The sequence below is a fragment of the Clostridium paraputrificum genome, assembly GCF_900447045.1.
Classification (GTDB): domain Bacteria; phylum Bacillota; class Clostridia; order Clostridiales; family Clostridiaceae; genus Clostridium; species Clostridium paraputrificum.
The window spans coordinates 1-3,108 of the sequence record NZ_UAWH01000003.1; the positions used below are offsets into that span (position 1 = coordinate 1).

Annotated in this window: 6 protein-coding genes; 3 read left to right on the forward strand and 3 right to left on the reverse strand. The window is 30.4% G+C overall.

The window, feature by feature from the left end; all coding sequences use genetic code 11:
• From DR024_RS00070 to nifU, 3 genes are all read left to right on the forward strand, one after another.
• On the forward strand, positions 1–229 hold a 229-nt coding region (locus DR024_RS00070; RefSeq protein ID WP_242983062.1), incomplete at its 5' end, for an RrF2 family transcriptional regulator.
• Between the two features lie 12 nt (positions 230–241).
• Positions 242–1,423 (forward strand): cysteine desulfurase NifS, encoded by a 1,182-nt coding sequence (nifS, locus tag DR024_RS00075; protein ID WP_111917944.1) that lies wholly within the window; start codon positions 242–244, stop codon positions 1,421–1,423.
• Positions 1,424–1,425: 2 nt separating this feature from the next.
• Positions 1,426–1,863 carry a Fe-S cluster assembly scaffold protein NifU gene (gene nifU, locus DR024_RS00080; RefSeq protein ID WP_027097438.1) on the forward strand — a complete coding sequence of 146 codons (438 nt, stop codon included), beginning with the start codon at positions 1,426–1,428 and terminating at the stop codon, positions 1,861–1,863.
• Positions 1,864–1,928: 65 nt separating this feature from the next.
• Here the strand turns inward: nifU and DR024_RS17540 are convergent, their stop codons facing one another.
• Genes DR024_RS17540 through DR024_RS00090 form a run of 3 tightly spaced genes read right to left on the reverse strand, consistent with a single transcriptional unit; the run spans position 1,929 to position 3,048 of the window.
• Complete coding sequence (locus DR024_RS17540; RefSeq protein WP_146742877.1) at positions 1,929–2,309, reverse strand: hypothetical protein; 381 nt, start codon at positions 2,307–2,309, stop codon at positions 1,929–1,931.
• 36 nt (positions 2,310–2,345) lie between these two features.
• Positions 2,346–2,501: a hypothetical protein gene (locus DR024_RS17575; RefSeq protein ID WP_172458902.1), complete on the reverse strand. Its 156-nt coding sequence runs from the start codon at positions 2,499–2,501 to the stop codon at positions 2,346–2,348.
• Complete coding sequence (locus tag DR024_RS00090; protein WP_111917946.1) at positions 2,485–3,048, reverse strand: hypothetical protein; 564 nt, start codon at positions 3,046–3,048, stop codon at positions 2,485–2,487. Before DR024_RS00090 ends, DR024_RS17575 begins: the two co-directional genes overlap by 17 nt.
• Positions 3,049–3,108: the final 60 nt, after the last annotated feature.

Here is a 3,108-nt window from a genome sequence, read left to right on the forward strand (position 1 = left end):
AGATATTACTGTAGCTGAAATTATGTATGTACTTGAAGGGCCAATTGAAATTGCAGAATGCATTGATGGTGTTTCTTGTGATAATCTTGATTGTTGTGCTACAAGATTACTTTGGGCAAAGATTAAAAACAGTATTGATGATGTAATGAAGTCAGTAACTCTTCAAGATATAGTAAATGACTATGAAAGAATCAAGACAAATAACGAATCATTAAAACTTAAATTATAGAGGTGAAGAAACATGAATACAGTGTATATGGATTATGCTGCAACAACTTTTGTTAAGCCAGAGGTCTTAGAAGAAATGTTACCATACTTCACAGGTAAATTTGGTAACCCATCTTCATTTTATGAAATATCAAGAATTACTAAGAGATCTGTAGATAAGGCTAGAGGCCAAGTTTCAAAGGCCCTTAATTGTGATATAAATGAAGTATACTTTACAGGTGGAGGCTCAGAAGCCGATAACTGGGCAATTAAAGGAATAGCTTCAGCGTATAAGAATAAAGGTAACCATATAATAACAACTAAAATTGAGCATCATGCTGTGTTGCATACATGTGAATATTTAGAAAAGAACGGATTTGAAGTTACATACCTAGATGTTGATAGCGAAGGTTTTGTTAATCCAGAAGATGTAAGAAATGCAATTACAGATAAAACAATTTTAGTTTCTGTAATGTTTGCTAATAATGAAATAGGTACTATTGAACCAATTAAAGAAATTGGAGCTATATGTAGAGAAAAGAAGGTTTTATTCCACACTGATGCTGTCCAAGCAATTGGTAATATAGAAATTGATGTTAAGGATATGAATATTGATTTGTTATCTTTAGCGGGACATAAGATATATGGACCAAAGGGTGTAGGAGCTCTTTATATAAAGAAGGGTGTTAGAATACATAATTTAATTCACGGTGGTGGACAGGAAAGAGCTAGAAGAGCAGGTACTGAAAATATTGCTGGTATCGTAGGGCTTGGAAAAGCTATTGAACTTGCTACTGAAAATCTACAAGAACATGTAGATAAAATGACAGCATTAAGAGATAAATTAATAGAAGGCTTATTAAAGATTCCATATTCAAAGCTTAATGGACCAACTGGTGATAAGAGATTACCAGGTAACGTTAATATTGGATTTGAATTTATTGAAGGAGAATCAATATTGCTTTCATTAGACTTTGAGGGAGTTTGTGCTTCAAGTGGTAGTGCATGTACATCAGGATCACTTGATCCATCACATGTTTTATTAGCTATAGGGCTTCCACATGAAAAAGCTCATGGATCATTAAGATTAACATTAGGTGATGCTTCAACAGAAGAAGATGTTAACTATGTAATAGAAGTATTACCACCAATCATTAAAAGATTAAGAGATATGTCACCATTATGGGAAGATTTCATTAAGAGAGGAGTAAGATAATTATGATATATACAGATAAGGTTATGGATCATTTCAGAAATCCAAGAAACGTAGGAGAAATTGAAGACGCAAATGGTGTAGGTGAAGTAGGAAACGCTAAGTGCGGAGATATAATGAAGATTTACTTAAAGGTAAATGATAACGGAATTATAGAAGATGTTAAGTTTAAGACATTTGGTTGTGGTTCTGCTATAGCATCATCATCAATGGCAACTGAACTAATTAAGGGTAAACATATAGATGAAGCTTGGGAGCTATCAAACAAAGCAGTTGCAGAAGCTTTAGATGGACTTCCACCAGTAAAAATGCACTGTTCAGTATTAGCAGAAGAAGCTATACACAAGGCAATTAATGACTACAGAAAGAGCAAAGGAATGGAACTTTGGGATTTCGAAGAGCATGGAGATGATTTACACGATCACGTTCATGGAGAAGAATAGGAGTAGTCTATGAAGAAAAAAGTAGTTGTAGGTATGAGTGGCGGAGTTGATAGCTCCGTCGCTGCTTATGGCGTTTTTAGATCATGGGATATATTTGATAGAAAATCTCTTTTCAAGTTTTCTTCTAACATTTTATTTTGAATAGCTTCTTTCATTGAATCAACTTTAACATTTGATGTAACATCATTTAGTATTACTATTATTTCATCACCACTTGTACTACTATCAATTAACTCTATATCAAAATATTTTAAATCTCCCTTATTAGATATAGACCCCCTAAGTATTATCTTTCCTTCACTATAATTAAATTTATTTAATTGGCCTTCATCTACACTTATTACGGATGTAATTTTCTTATTTATAATACTTTTTAAAGATTTATTTTCTACAATATTAACAAAACTAGAATTTGCAAAAGAAATCCTTTGAGTTCCTTTATTCAAAATTATTAATGGTATAGGAACATTCTGAAAAAACTCTTAAAAGCCTTCTCCTTTTTCATAACAACATTTTTGAGAAAACTCTAATTCTCTATTCTTTTCAATTATTTTTGTATTTAAATTCTTCATTTCTATCCCTTTTTCAAAAAGGTCTTTAAATAATACCTTATAAGGATTATTAACTATATTTTTCATAAGAACTACCGTATACAGAATCATAGTAATTAAAAAAAGCCTCATAGACATATATATACGTAGATTTAAAGCTACTTATAGTTATTAAAAGAAATGATATATTTCCTAACTTTGCAATATTTAACTTTTTATCTTCAATGAACTTAAAGTCAGCTAAAGTAAAATAGGATATTACTAACAGTATTATTGAAAGAAGTTTTATAATTATAAAACTTCTTCCAGTAAATTGATTACATATAAATATGACTATTATGAAATAGGATATTATTTTTATTTTTTTATTTTCTCTTTTGCCCATATTGGTATAAACAAGTATCAATGCAGAGAAAAAACACATATACATAAAGCTCTCAAAACCGACTTGTCCAAAAGTAATTTCCTTAAGGTACATTCTATGTTTGGGTAATAACTCTAGTAAAGCGAAAATAACTATTACTATATATAATAAACTGCTCAATTTAACAATTCTCTCAGGTAACAACATTGTTGTATTTATAATTATAATTGCAGAAACTCCAATAATTATTAGAAGTATGCTATTAATCATATCCAATATATCCTTCTAACGACTACATCTGCTTCTTCAGCTAGATAATCAGTCATTTTA